We start from the raw sequence: 16311 nt of genomic DNA on the forward strand, positions 1-16311 counted from the left end.
TAAAAAAGCGTACTTTGGGTACGCTTTTTTATTGTCCTGAAAATGCTTAATGTGCAGGGTATTGGTGTGCGAGTTCAATCTGGTTCAAAATATGATGACTCATATTCTTTGCCATTTCTTCCTTGGCATAGAATACTTCACCCAGGTTTTCCTGCCGAATCACGGCAGCCTCTTCCTTACTTTCAGCACAGATCAGCACCTGAATCTCAGGGTTAAGCTGTTTGGAAATATCAACAATACGGTGAATATCCAGAATATCCATTGGGGAAATGACTAGTAGGCGTGCATGCTGGATATGGGCCTGAATTAGCACATTGGGTTCAGTTGCCTCACCACTGACCGCGGCAATGCCTTGAGAACGCAGTTTTTCCACAATCTCACGGTTCTCTTCAGCAATCACCACCTTGATGTTTTGCTGTATCAGGTTTTCACTGATACGGCGACCTACGCCTCCATAGCCAATAATCACCACCTGATCACGTAAATAAGCCTGATCCACCTCATCTGGCAGCATGGCCAGTGGGTCAGCACTACGCTCTAATAACCGTGCTAAATGCGAACGCTCCCGAATCCAGCGTTGAACAGGTTCAATGGCTGAGAACACAAATGAGTTGAGGGTAATGGAGAACAGCGCACCCGCCAGAATCAGGTTCTGTGCATCAGGGGTGAGTAAACCTAGTGATAAGCCGAGTGTCGCAAGGATAAATGAAAACTCACCGATTTGCGCCAAACTGGCACCGACCGTTAATGCTGTATTGATCGGATAACGGAAGAATAAAACCAGTGCTATCGCAGCCAAAGTTTTACCCACCATAATAATGGCAATCACAGCCAAAATACGAAAAGGCTCTTCAATCAGGATACTTGGATCGAACAACATCCCAACTGAGACAAAGAATAAAATTGAGAAGATTTCACGTAATGGTAGGGTTTCCTCTTCTGCACGATGGCTAAAGTCGGACTCTTTCACCACCATACCCGCGAAGAAAGCGCCAAGTGCCATGGAAACGCCAAAAACTGCATAGGAACCGTAGGCAATTGAAACTGCGGCAGCAACCACGGTGAGTGTAAAGAGCTCACGGGAACCTAAACGGGCAACAAACTGCATGATCATTGGGACAAGACGTTTACCAATAATCAGCATAAATGCAATAAAGCCTGTGACTTTGAGTAGGGTAATGCCAATGGTCAGCCAGATACTTTGTGAGGTGTCTGTACCAGGCAAGGCGTGTCCGCCCAGTAACATGGCGGTTGCAGGTAAAAGAACCAGGGCGAGAACCATGACAAGGTCTTCAACCAACAGCCAGCCCACTGCGATTTTCCCATTGACCGAGTCGAGTAGCCCACGATCACCCAGTGCCTTGAGCAAGACCACGGTACTGGCACACGATAAACTTAAACCAAAGATGAGCGCTGAACCGAAGCTCCAACCCCAGTACATGGAAACACCGATACCAAGCAGGGTGGCAACCGCAATTTGTAGAATCGCACCAGGTAGGGCAATACGGCGCACCTGAAGTAAATCATTGAGGGAAAAATGCATTCCCACACCAAACATCAAAAACATAACACCTAGCTCTGCAAGCTGGTTGGCGAGATGAATGTCACCGACGATACCTGGTGTATTTGGGCTAATGATAATGCCCGCAATTAAATAACCGATCAAAGGAGGTAGGCGTAAACGTGCTGCGATATAGCCAAAAATAAGAGCCATACCAAAGCCAACAGCAAGTAATATAATTAAATCAACATCATGTGGCATCGAAGCTCCTTAATCGTTGCGGTTAAGGTAGAAATAAATGAGCATAAAACATGCCAAGAAAACAGCGCATAAATTGTAACAAGTAAAATCGAATTTGTTGATGAAAATTTTTTTAATGATCAAAAAAAATCATGTAACTCATTTCTTACTATTAATAGCATTTTTTAGGCAATATAGTCAAATCATTATAAAACTAATACAACTCAGTCGATGAATTATTTCGAGTTTTTTTCGAATCCTGTATGGATAATAAAGTAGTTTGACTATAAAAAACGGCTTCAAAAGAAGCCGTTTTTTAAGAAAACTAAAATTATTTAATTTTAGCTTCTTTGAAGATTACGTGTTGACGGATTTTTGGATCAAATTTTTTGATTTCCATCTTTTCCGGCATAGTACGTTTATTTTTAGTTGTGGTATAGAAATAACCAGTACCAGCTGTAGAAACGAGACGAATCTTATCACGCATTGCTCAGACTCCTTAGATCTTTTGACCTTGAGCACGGAGATCAGCAACAACTTTCTCGATACCCAATTTATCAATAATACGCATACCTTTAGTGGTTAAGCGAAGACGTACAAAACGTTTTTCGCTTTCTAACCAAAAGCGGTGGTGGTGCAGGTTCGGCTCGAACCGGCGTTTGGTTTTGTTGTTTGCGTGCGATACGTTGTTACCAACGATTGGACGCTTGCCGGTAACTTGGCAAACCTTAGACATGGTGAACTCCATTGCTAGTTCATACAGCACGGTTTCGTGCAACTAGCCATTCAAGTAAACGGATGAAATCATTCAAGGGGCGTTTTATACCAAAAATACGATTAAAAGACAAGCGAATTTAGTAAAAACACGGCATGATATCGTGTAATAGATCATGCCTTGATCAGCTTAACGAAATAGGGTTTTCAAAAGCAGTTTGTGCGCTGCTTTATTGTACGGCGGCAAAATAAATTTGAGGCTGTACAGTTTTGGACTGACTGGATTAGACATCACTGAGCGTTCATGTGAGAAACTGAAAAAGCCTTCCTTGCCGTGGTATTTACCCATACCTGACGCACCGATACCCCCGAATGGCAGGTCATCCTGTGCCACATGGGTCAGTACCTGATTGATACCGAAGTGTCCTGAATGGGTGCGTCCAGCAACATAGTCCGCACGTGCGCTGTCAATGTCAAAATAATAGAAAGCCAATGGACGTGGGCGGCTGTTGATGAATTGAATCGCGTCTTCAATGTGCTCATATTCTAAAATAGGCAGAATAGGGCCGAAGATTTCATTCTTCATGATGTCCATTTCGGTGGTCACACCCGTCAAGAGTGTAGGGGCAATTTTACGGACCTCAGTTAAAGGCTCATTTTTGCTGTTTAACTCAACAATACTTGCGCCCTGGTCACGTGCATCTTCCAGATAACCTTGCAGACGGTTGTACTGCTTGTCATTGACAATAGAGGTATAGTCCTTGTTGTCACGCAGTGTTGGGTACATGGTGTTCACAAAATCCTGATAGTGTTTTGTGAACTCTGCGGTCTTGCCTTTAGGCAGGAACATATAGTCAGGCGCAACACAGGTCTGGCCTGCATTCCAGAGCTTGCCTACCGCAATACGTTGTGCCACATCACGAATATTCATTGCCGAATGTACAAGAGCAGGCGATTTTCCACCTAGTTCCAGAATTACAGGAACAAGGTTCTGTGAAGCGGCAGCCATCACGGTTTTGCCGACAGAGGTTGAACCTGTGAAAATTAATTTATCAAATGCTAAATGACTAAAGGCATCTGAAATCGCGCCACCACCATTGATAACACTCACAAGTTCCTGAGGGAATGCTTCAGAAAGGGCATTTTCAAGCACATAACCGAAGTTTGATGATGCACTTGAAATCTTGATCATGGCATGGTTACCCGCAGCCAATGCACAGATCAGTGGGCCAACTGAAAGCAGCAGTGGATAGTTCCACGGTGCAATAATGCCGATCACGCCTAATGGCTGATACTGTACCCAGCCTTTTGCAGGTTGGTGTAACATGCTGATGTGGCGCTTAGAGGGCTGCATCCATTCAGTCAGGTTCTTGCTATAGTACTTGATATGTTCTAAACAGGTAAGAACTTCACCAATCTTGGTTTCCATAATGGCACGGTTGCCATAATCCTGACTGATTGCGTTCGCAAATTGATCTTGATATTTTACCAAGATGTTTTTAAGTCGGGCTAAGCGTTCAATACGTTCTTTGGCGCTTGGTACAGGATGGCGTTGGTAGGCTGCTTGCTGCTGCTCAAGCAAATCATGTAACCGTTGCACATCGACACGAGGTGTCATCGCGGTTGTTTTTGTTTGACTGTTCATAGGAGTAGACCAAAAAAAAGCTTATTATTTTTTAATTTTTAGAGTAAATACTCTAAAGTGTCAAGTCGCTTTATAGGTTTGTTTTATAACCTATTGATAATGTTATAGATGGTTAAAATCAATGTCGCATGCTAAACCGAACAAAACCAAAGATCGAATTTTGCAAATCAGTTTGCAGCTGTTTAATGAGCGTGGCGAGCGTTTGGTCACAACCAACCACATTGCGGCTGAACTGGGGATCAGCCCAGGCAACCTGTATTATCATTTTAGAAACAAGCAGGAAATTATTAAGGAATTAGCACAGCAATATCAGGCTGAAACTTTGGAAATGTTGGCATTACCAACAGATCGACCTTTAAATGCCAATGACAAAATCAGGTATTTTCAGGTGTTGAGCAACCAGTTGTGGGCTTATCGTTTTATTCATCGTGATGTCTATCATCTTGTTGAAAACAATGATGACTTCCGAAAGATTTATCCTCGCTTTGCTGGACAGGTGATGCAGCAGGGCCAGAAAATTTACCGTGCATTCGTGGATGCTGGCCTGATGAAAATGACGGACTCGGAAATTGAGGCATTGATCATCAACCTTTGGATTGTGCTGACCAACTGGACCAACTTTTTGTATATGTCGGGCCATATCAGTGACAACAACCGTCTGGAGGAAAAGTGGGTCTGGCAGGCACTGCGTCAAATGGTTTTCCTGGAAGGTCCATATTTAATGGGGGAAAGCCGTCAGACCTACGAGCAGTTACTGCGCTCACTCGGTCCATCAGAATTGTTTGCCAGCCTCTCCAACCTTAAAAATGACGACGATGAGTAGGCTTCACCTATTTAGTCATAAGCAAAAAAGAGCTAGAATGCTCGGCTTGATTTTTAATTTTGATTCCAATAAGTGATATTAACCACATGAACACGACCACTGCCCATACGGCACGACTACTGATTACTTGCGAAGACAAGCCAGGGATCGTGCAAGCTGTATCGAGCTTTTTGTATCATCAGGGAGCAAACATTACCGCACTTGATCAGTACGCAACAGAAGCTCAAGGCGGACGTTACTTTATGCGTGTTGAGTTTGAGCTGGATCATTTACAGTCCCGTAAAGAAGCCCTGATGCAAACCTTTGCGGCCAATGTTGCAGATCGCTATGAAATGCAGTGGAAACTCACTTTTGTGGGTGAGTTAAAGAAAGTGGGTATTCTGGTTTCTAAAGTGGACCATGCGTTATTGGAATTGTTATGGCGCCATGCACGTGGCTCATTGCCATGTGAAATTACCCAAGTCATCTCAAACCATCCAGATTTGCGTGAATCAGTTGAAAATTTTGGTATTCCGTTCCATGTGGTGCCTGTCAACAAGGACAACAAGGTGGAAGCCTACGCCCAGATCAATGAGATGATGCAAGGCAATGACCTATTGGTTCTGGCGCGTTATATGCAAATCCTGAGCGAAGAGTTTGTTTCGCAATGGGAAATGAAGATCATCAACATTCACCATTCATTCCTGCCTGCTTTCGTTGGTGCAAACCCGTACAAACAGGCCTATGAGAAAGGAGTGAAGCTGATTGGTGCCACAGCGCATTATGTCACTGCCGACCTTGATCAGGGGCCAATCATTGAGCAGGATGTTGAACGTGTCAGCCATGACTACAATGTTGAGCAATTGCGCGAGTTGGGCGAGGATGTAGAGCGTAATGTATTGGCACGTGCAGTCAAATGGCATCTGGAAGACCGCATCATTGTCGATGGCAATAAAACCGTAGTGTTCTAATCTGTTATTGTGTATGCATTATGTAAAAAGAACATGCTTCAGGGCATGTTTTTTTATGTCTATTTTTCAATGGATAATGATTCGACAAGAAAAAATAGTTGAAAATGAAAACACTTCTCATTTATTATTACGGCACTTTCATTGTTCTATCCGATGAGTGAAATCGTTTTTTATTTTTAAAGCGTCACCATCTATTAGGTAACTAGATTCTCATGAGTCAATCTCCTGCACTATTGAATACATCTCATCCGATGAAGAAAAAAATCCTTGCCGCCCTCGTGGTGGTCGTGATGGGTCATGTGGGAGTTCTGTGGGCGGTGAACCACATGAAAACGATGGAACTTAAACCAGTTGAAAAAGATCCAATCAGGATAAAATTTGTCAAGATTCAGGAACCACCTAAGCCTGAGCCACCGAAGCCTAAAGAAAAGCCCAAACCACCAGAACCTAAAAAAGAAGTGAAACAGATCAAGGTGGTTGAAAAGGCATTACCACCACCTAAGAAAATAGAAAAAATTCAGCAGGTTAAAAAAGCTGAGGCACCGAAACCTGTGGTTGAAAAAGTTGAGCCAAAGGTTGAGTCGGTTGTGGTGAACACGACTGTCACAGAAAAAGTGATTGAGAAACCTCAGCCTGTTTTTGAAGCGCCTAAACCCGCAGCGCCGCCAGCCGATCCATCGCCAAAACGTGTTTCAATTGGTGGTTCAGGCGTGCAGTGGAGCCGTTCACCAAAACTGTCAGTGTCCGCAAAAGATCTGGAAAACCAGCCGCGTTCGGCAATGGTACTCATCGAAGCAGATGAGAAAGGTAAAATTACCAATGCCCGTATTACGCGCAGTAGTGGTTTGCCAGGTCTGGATGAAAAGATTTTACGTGCCGTTAAAAGTGCGAAATTTAAACCCTATATGGAAAATGGTGTTGCGTACCCAATTCGCGCAGAACAACCGTTTGATCTTAGTCCTTAACCAATTTGAGTCCTCGCGACAGATAAAATCAGGAGTTCGTGTATGAACTTTTCAGTTTATTGGCAACATGCAGATGCAGTAAGTAAAACACTGTATTTCATCCTATTAGCAATGTCGATTGCGACATGGACTATTTTCATTCTACGCTTATTGGGAACACGCCAGTTGAAGCAACAGGCCTATGCCCAGCTTGCTCAGGCTCTGGCGACGTTGAAATCTAAACTACAGCCTTTAACCTTTGAACAGCGCAAGGCGGTTGCGGAGCAGGCATTGCTTCGCCAGATCTCTGCCGAAAAGTCACAGGCGGAAAAAGGTGTCTCTGTTCTTGGGACGATTGCCTCACTTGCACCATTTGTGGGTTTGTTTGGTACGGTGTGGGGAATTTTCCATGCACTGGTCGCTGTAGGTACGAGCGGTCAGGCAGGCTTAGCGCAAGTCGCAACACCTGTTGGTGAAGCGTTGATCATGACTGGTTTGGGATTATCTGTAGCGATTCCTGCGGTATTGGCTTACAACGTTTGTGTACGTTTCAATCGTGGCTTGGCACATGATTTACAAGATCAAGCGCATAGCCTGTTAATCGATACGATGTTGCAGCAAGAGACACCTATAAAAACAGAAACTAAAGCGACTCAACAAAGCTTAGTTGGAGGTCAGGCTTAATGGGTTTTCAATTGGGTGAAGACCACGATAGTGGCATGAATGAGATGAACCTCATTCCTCTGATCGACATTATGCTGGTATTGATGATTATTTTCTTGGTCACAGCAACGGTTGCCAACCCCTCCATTCCATTAACCTTGCCAAAAACAACGGCTGAGATACAGCCACCGCCACAGAAACCGATCACGATTAACGTGAACCAGCAAGGTGAAGTGGCTTGGAATGCGGAAGTGGTAAGTCTGGATGAGCTTGAGCAACGCTTTCAGGATCAGGCGAAGCAGTCTGTTCAGCCTACCATTGTGTTAAGGGCGGATAAAGAATCAAAATATGATACAGTTGCTCAGGTGATGTCCCGTGCCAGTGAGGCAGGTTTGACAGATATCGCATTTGCCAGTGAAAACTGATCTTGTAGTGGGCTGGATAAAAAAAGCAACTCTATGATGAGTTGCTTTTTTTTGGCTATTCGGTTTTGAGCAAGTCCGCAAACCTCGAGCGTAGCTTGGAAAGCTTGGGTGGAATGCTAAAGTTGCAATAACCCTGTGATGGGTTACGGGCATAGAAATTCTGGTGATACTCTTCCGCAGGATAAAATGTAGGTGCTGGACTTAACTCGGTGACAATGTTGAGGTTTTCATCTTCCAGACCCTGAATGACCTGTTCAGCCTGCTGTTTCTGTTCATCATTAAAATAGTAAATGACGGAACGGTATTGTGTGCCAATATCATTGCCCTGACGGTTTAATGTGGTTGGATCATGTGTGGTGAAAAACACGTTCAGGAGTTGTGAATAGCTGATCTGCTGTTCATCAAAATCAATCAGGACCACCTCGGCATGCTGTGTATTGCCCTGACAGACCTGCTCATAATTTGGGTTGTGGACAATACCGCCCGCATAGCCACTCACCACTTTTTCTACACCTTTAAGTTGTAAAAACACAGCCTCTACACACCAAAAACATCCACCACCAAACAGTGCCTGCTGCATATATTTCCCTTTTCTAATTTTTCAGAATGCTATTAAAGTAAACGAAGTGCCTAAAAAGTAAAAGCCCGTATTTGAAACGGGTTTTTACTTTTTACTTCAAGACATTATCAGTTCTTGAAAGGAAGCGGCTGAATAACCGTCACAAACTTCACTAAAGTTTGACCTGATTTATCTAGAAACTTCAGCTCATGTCCTTTCACCTCATAGCGATTGGTTTGTGCCAGTGCATCATTGTATTCACGAGAAATAGTATCCTGGGCACCATGACAGGCCATTAATGTTGACGCTATTTGACCCAGCTTTAAGTGTTGATTATTGCTGTCAAAGCTATCCTGTATTTTGTTACAACCATCTGCACCTGCAAAACGCTTGTTTTTTGCATCAAAATAAATAGCAGGGCGGTTGGGACTGTCGACCTCTAGGAATTTGCCGTTGATTTCTGTGCCAATCCACGGACGTTCAAATAGGGTAATTGTTTGTTTTGCTGAATATATTACATCAAAATATAATATGAAATGATTCACGGTTTTATATGTCTTTTCGTAGGATGAACGTAGTTTTTGGTAAATATTCACGTGAATTTATACTTAATTATTCATTCTTTGGTAAACCTGTTCGAATCAATCTGGAAAATGCCTCACTGCTTTGGTCTGACTGCTGCCCAAAATCTGCGGTACGCGTATTGATATGGGCCATCTGATACCATTCTTTCATGCTGTAATTTTGATCCACTGCCTTAAGATCATAGAGGTAATTGGGTAGATAGCCTGATGCCAATAAACGGTAATCTTTAGGCAGTCGTTGTGGATTAATCGCCTGTATCATATCAAATACCAGCGTAGTACAGTTACTGGTCAGCGTGTTGTACCATTTCGCCTCAGCTTGCAACTCATCAGCCTTGTCGAGATACTCGATGAAGAGGGCCTTGCGTTCAGTGGCAGGCATTTTAATGGGAAATAAATAGACTTGTTCATGGCGGATATTGCTTCGGGTATACACAATGTCTTTTTCGTCAGAGGCAACTAGGCTAAGTTCATATTTACGAAAAAAACCGCCAATGGCTGAAAACTCTTCACCCTTTTCTTTGCGAATTTCAATAGAAAAAACCAGGGGCTTTTGATCAGAGAAATCAAAGCTGACCAATGTATGGGCAATTTGTGGCCCCATCCAGTAGGAGGTAATCACATTCACGCCCGTGATTTTATTCAGGTCTATGTGACGGTCTTCCCAGCGAATATCGTAGCTGCCATCTTTATGCCAGTCAAAATTGCGGACCTTATGCAAGGTTACAAGGTCACCGTGTTTTTCATAACTCAACTGCTCGGCAACTTCAGGATCCCAGTCTCGGTTCTGTTTTGCATCCTGGGAAAAATACCAGCCAAGTGAACAGGCAAACACCAGAAAGTAGATAATGATGTCGGTACGGCGGTTAAATAAATGCCCACTGACATAAAAGCCAATCAGACTCAGGGCAAATAAGCCCCAGATGACAATGACCACACGGCTAAGCAGCGTTCCAAGAGGTTGTTGAATCCATAAAGCAAGGCATAACCAGATACTGGAGATGATCACGAACAGGGCAAAAAGGCTGTGTAGGAAACCAATCCCTAGAGCAATAAAGAACTCTCGTGATGCAATGTTATGCATAAGCCTTCGCAATCCATTTTTTATTTTTGGTAGCTTGCAAACTCGAACGCTATATCGGTTTTTTCATCAGTATAATGTTCTGAGTTTACTTTATAAAAATCCTCAGAGAGTTCTGGATAATGTGCGTCTCCCCGAACATCCAGATCCACATGGGTCAGTTCAAGGCGATCGGCAATCGCAAGTGTTTGGTTGAAGATCTCTCCTCCACCTATGATAAATAAGGATGACTTTTCAGCGTGTTGTAGGTCTGTAAGTGCACCATCAAGTGCCTCTTCGATGCTGTGCGCCACCTTGACACCCTCATACTGCCATGACGGATCACGGGTAATCACCCAGTTCACACGGTTTGGCAGGGCACGTCCCATTGATTCCAGGGTTTTACGGCCCATGATCACCACACCACCTTGGGTGATGGCCTTGAAATGCTTGAGGTCAGCAGAAATATGCCAGGGTAGAGCATTGCCCTTGCCGATGCAGTTGTTTTTATCCATTGCCACCACGTGAACAACTTCTATACCTTGCCATGCCATTTGATCGTCTCCCTCATCTGATTTTAAACTGCCACAGGTGCCTTGATCGCAGGATGTGATTCATAACCCACAATTTCAATATCTTCAAATTTAAAATCGAAAATATCCTTGATGTCTGGGTTAAGCTTTAACTGGCACAACGATAAGGGTTCACGCGTAAGCTGTAACTGGGCCTGCTTAAAATGGTTGGCATATAAATGCGTATCACCGCCTGTCCAGACAAAGTCACCTACCTCTAAACCGCATACCTGCGCAATCATATGTGTAAGCAGGGCATAGCTGGCAATATTAAATGGCACACCTAGGAAAACATCCGCGCTACGCTGGTAAAGCTGGCATGACAGTTTGTTATCCTGAACAAAAAACTGGAACAGGGTATGACAGGGCGGCAAAGCCACTTTCCCAGCCTCGTTTGGATTCCAACCTGACACAATCAAACGGCGTGAATTGGGATTAGTTTTGATTTCATTGACCAGCCACTTGATTTGGTCAAAACCATTTTGCTGGTAGCTGCCATCTTCATTTTGGGTTGCGCCAAAGTTGCGCCACTGGTGGCCATAGACAGGCCCAAGCTCACCCTCTGGGCGGCCAAAACGTGCGGTTTGTTCCGCAGTTGCCCACTCATCCCAAATGGTGACTTTGTTGTCCTGGAGATAATGAACGTTGGTGTCACCTTTCAGGAACCAAAGTAGCTCAATCACAATGGAACGAAAGTGAACTTTCTTTGTGGTTAAAAGTGGGAAACCTTTGGAAAGGTCAAAGCGCATCTGATGACCAAATACCGAACGTGTACCCGTTCCAGTGCGGTCACCCTTGTCACCGCCATTGTCGAGGATATGTTGTAAAAGGTCTAAATATGTACGCATAACTTTCTCTAAAACATTCTGTGGTTAATCAGGATAGGGATTGAAACCAATGAATATGGAACAGCAAAATTGTTGTCATGATACCCTGATTGCGCCCAGCATGACACTTGCGATGTGTAGTATTTTTTCATTTTCCAATATAAAAAAAGAGCGCTCAAGGCGCCCTTTCGTCAGCAGTCAGGCTTATTCTGTGATAAAGCTAACTTTACCATCCGCCAAAGATTTTACGCGTGCCAGCGACTCAACACGGTAGCCTTTCTCAAGCAAGACATCACGGCCTGGCTGGAATGATTTTTCAATCACAATCCCCACACCCACAACTTCCGCATTGGCTTGATGAATGAGGTCGATGAGGCCCAGTGCAGCCTGACCATTTGCCAGAAAGTCATCAATCACCAGTGCCTTGTCGGTTGAACTGAGATGCTTGTTTGAAATGGCAATGGTACTTTCAGTTTGTTTGGTGAATGAGAACACTTTAGAGCGGTAAAGATCATCCTTAAGTGTTAAGGACTGATATTTACGGGCAAAAATTACAGGAACACCAAGTTCCAGACCCGCCATGATGGCTGGCGCAATCCCCGATGCTTCAATGGTGATGATTTTGGTAATTCCCGCATCCTTAAAACGAGCAGCAAACTCTTTACCAATCTGTTGCATTAACACGGGGTCAATTTGATGATTTAAGAAAGCATCAACTTTCAAGACTTGGTCAGATAGAACAATACCTTCATTTAAGATTTTCTGTTCTAAAGCGTACACGGGAGAATCCTCTAAACGGATGCTTTTTCAAGCAAAGGCATATTTTAAAAAGCATCCCAAAAATTGCAAGCCAAAATTATCGGGTTAATGTAGTTTTCAACCCTATTTACACACTGAACCCGAAGCCGCATATTGTTTTAAAAATTAGTTGGTTTTCCCTGAATAGCCTGTCAATAAAAGGCCATAGGATGATTTGCCATCATTATGGGTCACTTTTACTGGCAGATAGTCGAGCTTTGGTGCCAGCCAGAAAACGGTATTGCGTTCAGGCTTATCATGCTGGAGTACCACCTTAATTGTGTTAAAAGTACCATAATTGGTCTTGACGGTTTCGTTGCCCTGTTTCACAAAACGACGTTCATCCACAGCCTTGTCATCAGCAATCAAGTAGCGCGGCTGGAGTGTGTTGCCATTCTTTAGGTCTTCACGCAACTGGAGTTCGGCGTTCAACTCATCCAGTGCCCCTGCCTGCCAGGCAAATGAACGGGTTTTGTCATCCTTTTTGGTGTTGATCACCTTGCTGGCTGGATTGAAGTTGATGCTCATGGTGTTATTGTGGATCAGGACTTTACTGCTGCGGTTAAATTTTTGTGAGATGATTTTATTGTCCACAAAACTAAACTGGCTGGTTTCAGTTGCGGATGCAATACCACCTGCCTTTGCATTGAATACATAGGTCCAGTTGTTGCCTTGTTGCGAAAGGGTACGTGTCGCAGAACCGAGATTCTTGTTGTTGTAGCTGAACTGATAGCTCGCCTGAAAAGGGGCCATTGCCAATGCATGACTCGATAAGCCTGCACATAGGATTGCAGCTGAGGTTACTGTCGTAAAACCAAGAACTTTCGATAATTTCTTTGTCATAACATGGTTTCCTTTGAGTGAGTCGCAAAGTAGAACACTCATTTATCATTAAGATTTATGCTTATTATGCCTGTAGATTATGAAGAAAAGATCAGGTTTTTTACTAAGCGCTTGTTAATTTTTCGTATAAAACATGAAGATGTGTATTTTTGAGGCGTGAAAGATTTTATAACATGCCCTATGTATGCGATTTCCTTACCTTCTGCTATCTTTCTGTTGGATAGGGGTAACTTCAGTCTCGTCCAGCCCATCATCATCAAGGTGATCTTCGTTGGATGGATACAGGATTGCGGCCAGATTGACATTGCCCCAGACAATCAATTCGGCGGGGCGTACTCTGGCACGGTTCACATGCACCTTGCTCAGTGTTTCGATAATACTTGGCTTATTTTTAAACCATTGGTTTAAATCAAGATAAAGTAAATCACCTTCGACACTAACGACTTTAAAATGCTCTAAAATTTTGCCTAGAGGATCTTCATCACGAAATTTTTGATAATACCAAATCGCAATATAAAATCCCCATTTCTGCAAGATGTGCTTGAAACGTGCTTCAATGACCTGAGTATTGCTAATCTGTTCAAACACCATTAACTGTACATCTTGATTCATTTCCATCTGAATCAATTTTAAGTCGACAGATAAAGTTGTGTGTAAGCCCTTAACGTCCAGAGTGGTATAGAGGCGTAGCCAGCCATCATAGAGGTCAGCATGCAGGTCTTGCATAATACTGACATTTTCTGTGACATAACGTTCCATTGTCGCATTGACAAACACTTGTGACAATGAAAACTCTCTTTCTTCTTCGATGAATTCTTCGGCTTTTTGGTAAACTTTACGTAGACGTTTAACAACGGATGAAATTAGCGTTTGCATAAAAGTTGTTCCAGAAAGTGAATTGTTTTTAATGCAATGCCACAATCTTTGTAATAACTAAAAATAAAAATAAATTTCTAACTTGCAGTGTAGCAAAATTAATTGCTACATTTTCATAAAATGATGGTATGGAAACACTGTAGCTATAAGTGGATCACATTTTTGTAAAATTTTGAATATCGGTTAGGTTTTTATACGTTAACCACCGTTGGGGATGAGGCATTTTTGTCGCTTGAATCGCATGTTGAAGAAAATAAATTTTCGTTCTGAACTGTCTCCTTATTGGTGGCAAGATCCAGTCTTTATTGCAGCAGTGGCTTTGGCGATGCTGTTGCATGGTGTTGTTTTGACCATTCAGTTTGCGATGCCATCACCCGCCGATACCTCAACCAAGGAAATTGCGGTCACGGTTCATCCCAGCAAGGAGCAGGTGAAAGATGCCGACTTTTTGGCACAGGCTGACCAAAAGGGTTCAGGTGAATTCCGCGAGGCACACTTGATGTCGAGTGACATGCCCTCACCAATGCAGGCCGATGCAACGACAGGTGAGTCAGAACTGGAAAGCTTGGAAAAGGTTCAACAAAAACGGGAATTAAAATTCGAAGAAAAAGTCTTGATGACCGTACTTAGCTGGCAGAAACAGGCTGAACAGAGTGAGCGGAAAAAGGCACTGGATGAATTGCAAAGCCAGTTTCAGGCGAAAGCGGCAATGGTGGCAAGCCTTGAGGCCCAGTATCTGAAACGCCAGCAAAACTTTAGCCGTAAACAGCGTATTAAAACGGTTGATGGCATTCAGGCAAAGCAGGATGCTTCGGCGGCTTATCTGGATAAGTTCCGTCAGAAAGTTGAGTTGTATGGCAACCGTTACTATCCAGATGAAGCAAAACAACAGCGCCTGTCGGGTGAAGTGCGTCTAATGGTCATCCTGAATGCGCAGGGGGGTATCCGTGCCATTCGCCTTATTGAAAGCTCTGGACATGCAATTCTGGATGAGGCAGCAAAAGCCTCTGTACGCCGTGGTGCACCATTTGGAGCTTTTGATGCCAATATGAAAGATATTTCTGAGTTACGAATTGTGCGTACCTGGCGTTTTGATCCTGTCGATGCTGAATTTGAGGTGCATTGATTATATGGGCGAACAGCATATTGATTGACATCCTCCCCGACCTAAAGGACGGGGATTCCTACTGCTAGACGCTCATGTCCGAGCGCAAGAATATTCAGTGCTGAGTTTATATCTCGATTATGGAGCGTACCGCACTCCATGCACTGCCATTCTCTTATTCCAAGACCTGTCCTACCTTTCGGACTACTACAGCGTGAGCCACAGCACGAACACGTTTGGGTGGTATAGGCCTCATTGACTTCTTCATACCATGCCCCTGCGTTCTCGCATTTATACTTGAGCATGGTTCTTAGTGTTGTCCAACTTGCATCTAGCACTGATTTAGCTAATTTAGTTTGTGCTAATGCCTTGGCATTTACATTGCCAACGAAGATTGCTGCATGTTCATTCACCAGTTTATGGCTGAATTGATGCAGCATGTTTTGACGTATATTTTTAATCTTGGCGTGAATTGCTTTGACACGTTTCTTATTTCTAGCTCGTTGGGCTATGCCAAGTTTTTGTTCATATTGGCGATAGATTTTAGGAGCTTTGAGCTTTATACCATCTGAACAAGTAGCTAAGTCTTTTAATCCCAAATCTATACCAATTGAGGTTTTAGCGCTGGTTTTCTCTGTTTTAATTGAATCAACTACAAGACAGACATACCAACGCCCACGACTATCCTCTACAAACGAGCCTGTTTTAACATTGTATTTGCTTAGTCCGTAGCTGTCCCATAGTTTGAATTGATGCTTGCCGTATTGAACATATCCATCAGCATATTTGATTGCAACTTTTTTGAATGGTATCCAGCCCAATGAACGCCTAGCTGATTTTTTATTGCTGACTCGCCATTTTAATTTTGCTTTTTTGAATTGCTTTCTGCGTGTAATGAGTTCTTCTGTTATGGCTTGAATGGTTTGACTATGCAAATTGCATTCTTTCGATGTGCCTTTTGTGTATTTAGCAATATCGTATGCTGAAAAGAATTGTTGTTTTCGTTGTAGATGTTTAAAACACAAATCATTCACGTAATTCCAGACAAAATTCACCTCAGATGCCATCTGATTTAGCACCTTGCAATGTTTGTCTTTTATGCGTAATTTGAGTGTCTTCATACAATTATTTTAACCGTATTTTTCTTAATAGTGATTATGGCAAAAGTATTTAAAACGACAT

General features: G+C 43.2%; 19 protein-coding genes. 6 read left to right on the forward strand and 13 right to left on the reverse strand.

What is annotated here, in order from left to right:
- Positions 1–46 precede the first annotated feature (46 nt).
- From F972_RS02150 to F972_RS02165, 4 genes are all read right to left on the reverse strand, one after another.
- A complete protein-coding gene (locus F972_RS02150; RefSeq protein ID WP_004763750.1) occupies positions 47–1762 on the reverse strand; it encodes a cation:proton antiporter in 1716 nt (571 codons plus the stop codon).
- Positions 1763–2072: 310 nt separating this feature from the next.
- Positions 2073–2228 carry a 50S ribosomal protein L33 gene (gene rpmG / locus F972_RS02155; RefSeq protein WP_003654787.1) on the reverse strand — a complete coding sequence of 52 codons (156 nt, stop codon included), beginning with the start codon at positions 2226–2228 and terminating at the stop codon, positions 2073–2075.
- Between the two features lie 12 nt (positions 2229–2240).
- Positions 2241–2477: a 50S ribosomal protein L28 gene (gene rpmB, locus F972_RS02160; protein WP_004649871.1), complete on the reverse strand. Its 237-nt coding sequence runs from the start codon at positions 2475–2477 to the stop codon at positions 2241–2243.
- 168 nt (positions 2478–2645) lie between these two features.
- Positions 2646–4100, reverse strand: coding sequence for a coniferyl aldehyde dehydrogenase (locus tag F972_RS02165; RefSeq protein ID WP_004763752.1), 1455 nt, complete (start codon positions 4098–4100; stop codon positions 2646–2648).
- Positions 4101–4221: 121 nt separating this feature from the next.
- Here F972_RS02165 and F972_RS02170 point away from each other — a divergent pair, with 121 nt between their 5' ends.
- From F972_RS02170 to F972_RS02190, 5 genes are all read left to right on the forward strand, one after another.
- Positions 4222–4923 (forward strand): TetR/AcrR family transcriptional regulator, encoded by a 702-nt coding sequence (locus F972_RS02170; protein WP_004756169.1) that lies wholly within the window; start codon positions 4222–4224, stop codon positions 4921–4923.
- 86 nt (positions 4924–5009) lie between these two features.
- Positions 5010–5873: a formyltetrahydrofolate deformylase gene (purU, locus tag F972_RS02175; RefSeq protein WP_004756168.1), complete on the forward strand. Its 864-nt coding sequence runs from the start codon at positions 5010–5012 to the stop codon at positions 5871–5873.
- 212 nt (positions 5874–6085) lie between these two features.
- Positions 6086–6838, forward strand: coding sequence for an energy transducer TonB (locus F972_RS02180; RefSeq protein WP_004756167.1), 753 nt, complete (start codon positions 6086–6088; stop codon positions 6836–6838).
- A gap of 42 nt (positions 6839–6880) precedes the next feature.
- Positions 6881–7501, forward strand: coding sequence for a MotA/TolQ/ExbB proton channel family protein (locus F972_RS02185; RefSeq protein ID WP_004756166.1), 621 nt, complete (start codon positions 6881–6883; stop codon positions 7499–7501).
- Positions 7501–7905: an ExbD/TolR family protein gene (locus F972_RS02190; protein ID WP_004680539.1), complete on the forward strand. Its 405-nt coding sequence runs from the start codon at positions 7501–7503 to the stop codon at positions 7903–7905. The genes F972_RS02185 and F972_RS02190 overlap by 1 nt, the downstream gene beginning before the upstream one ends.
- A gap of 55 nt (positions 7906–7960) precedes the next feature.
- Here F972_RS02190 and msrA read toward each other — a convergent pair whose 3' ends face one another.
- From msrA to F972_RS02230, 8 genes are all read right to left on the reverse strand, one after another.
- Complete coding sequence (gene msrA, locus F972_RS02195; RefSeq protein ID WP_004674608.1) at positions 7961–8485, reverse strand: peptide-methionine (S)-S-oxide reductase MsrA; 525 nt, start codon at positions 8483–8485, stop codon at positions 7961–7963.
- Between the two features lie 107 nt (positions 8486–8592).
- On the reverse strand, positions 8593–9009 hold the full coding sequence (locus F972_RS02200; protein ID WP_228127116.1) for an META domain-containing protein: 417 nt from the start codon (positions 9007–9009) through the stop codon (positions 8593–8595).
- 67 nt (positions 9010–9076) lie between these two features.
- Positions 9077–10132, reverse strand: a complete 1056-nt coding sequence (locus tag F972_RS02205; RefSeq protein WP_004680535.1) for an Lnb N-terminal periplasmic domain-containing protein — start codon at positions 10130–10132, stop codon at positions 9077–9079.
- A 20-nt stretch (positions 10133–10152) separates the two neighbouring features.
- Positions 10153–10662, reverse strand: coding sequence for a dihydrofolate reductase (locus tag F972_RS02210; protein WP_004756163.1), 510 nt, complete (start codon positions 10660–10662; stop codon positions 10153–10155).
- 23 nt (positions 10663–10685) lie between these two features.
- Positions 10686–11528 carry a thymidylate synthase gene (gene thyA, locus F972_RS02215; RefSeq protein WP_004763756.1) on the reverse strand — a complete coding sequence of 281 codons (843 nt, stop codon included), beginning with the start codon at positions 11526–11528 and terminating at the stop codon, positions 10686–10688.
- Positions 11529–11711: 183 nt separating this feature from the next.
- Entirely contained in the window at positions 11712–12287 is a 576-nt protein-coding gene (locus tag F972_RS02220) for a xanthine phosphoribosyltransferase (RefSeq protein ID WP_004763758.1), read from the reverse strand.
- 144 nt (positions 12288–12431) lie between these two features.
- Complete coding sequence (locus F972_RS02225; RefSeq protein WP_004763759.1) at positions 12432–13148, reverse strand: DUF3108 domain-containing protein; 717 nt, start codon at positions 13146–13148, stop codon at positions 12432–12434.
- Positions 13149–13343: 195 nt separating this feature from the next.
- Entirely contained in the window at positions 13344–14024 is a 681-nt protein-coding gene (locus F972_RS02230) for a hypothetical protein (RefSeq protein WP_004680526.1), read from the reverse strand.
- Positions 14025–14265: 241 nt separating this feature from the next.
- Here F972_RS02230 and F972_RS02235 point away from each other — a divergent pair, with 241 nt between their 5' ends.
- The gene (locus F972_RS02235) at positions 14266–15150 is read left to right on the forward strand and encodes an energy transducer TonB (protein WP_004680524.1); all 885 of its coding nucleotides are present in this window, start codon (positions 14266–14268) and stop codon (positions 15148–15150) included.
- A 41-nt stretch (positions 15151–15191) separates the two neighbouring features.
- Here the strand turns inward: F972_RS02235 and F972_RS02240 are convergent, their stop codons facing one another.
- On the reverse strand, positions 15192–16250 hold the full coding sequence (locus F972_RS02240; protein WP_034427441.1) for an RNA-guided endonuclease InsQ/TnpB family protein: 1059 nt from the start codon (positions 16248–16250) through the stop codon (positions 15192–15194).
- Positions 16251–16311: the final 61 nt, after the last annotated feature.

The organism is Acinetobacter sp. CIP 102529 (assembly GCF_000368325.1).
In the GTDB taxonomy this organism is placed as follows: domain Bacteria; phylum Pseudomonadota; class Gammaproteobacteria; order Pseudomonadales; family Moraxellaceae; genus Acinetobacter; species Acinetobacter parvus.